Below are 461 nucleotides of genomic sequence, written 5' to 3'. Positions count from 1 at the left end.
GGGTGAAGTCGTAACAAGGTAGCCGTATCGGAAGGTGCGGCTGGATCACCTCCTTTCTAAGGATAAACACGGAATACAGATCTTTATCTGTAGCTTAACGTTTTGCAGTTCAGTTTTGAATGTTCATATATATATTTATATACGGAAATTCAAAGAGGGCCTATAGCTCAGCTGGTTAGAGCGCACGCCTGATAAGCGTGAGGTCGATGGTTCGAGTCCATTTAGGCCCACCATACCTTTTAAATTTTCGGGGCCTTAGCTCAGCTGGGAGAGCGCCTGCCTTGCACGCAGGAGGTCAGCGGTTCGATCCCGCTAGGCTCCACCAAGTAGATTTAACTTGTTCTTTGAAAACTGGATAAAACGACATTGAAAGCAACAAATTCAAGAAATTCAATTTGTAATCACATTCGTGATTATTTTTTGTGTAGTACTTTTAACTACTATTTTTGAGGGTTTCAAAA

General features: G+C 42.1%; 2 tRNA genes and 1 rRNA gene. All 3 read left to right on the top strand.

What is annotated here, in order from left to right:
• Positions 1-56, top strand: a 16S ribosomal RNA gene (locus PGC35_RS22100); the annotation flags it as partial.
• Between the two features lie 100 nt (positions 57-156).
• Positions 157-233, top strand: a tRNA-Ile gene (locus tag PGC35_RS22095).
• Positions 234-249: 16 nt separating this feature from the next.
• Positions 250-325: transfer RNA gene (locus PGC35_RS22090), tRNA-Ala, on the top strand.
• Positions 326-461: the final 136 nt, after the last annotated feature.

Source organism: Psychrobacillus sp. PGGUH221 (genome assembly GCF_042055255.1).
Classification (GTDB): Bacteria; Bacillota; Bacilli; order Bacillales_A; family Planococcaceae; genus Psychrobacillus.
This window is presented reverse-complemented; position numbering and strand designations above follow the sequence as displayed.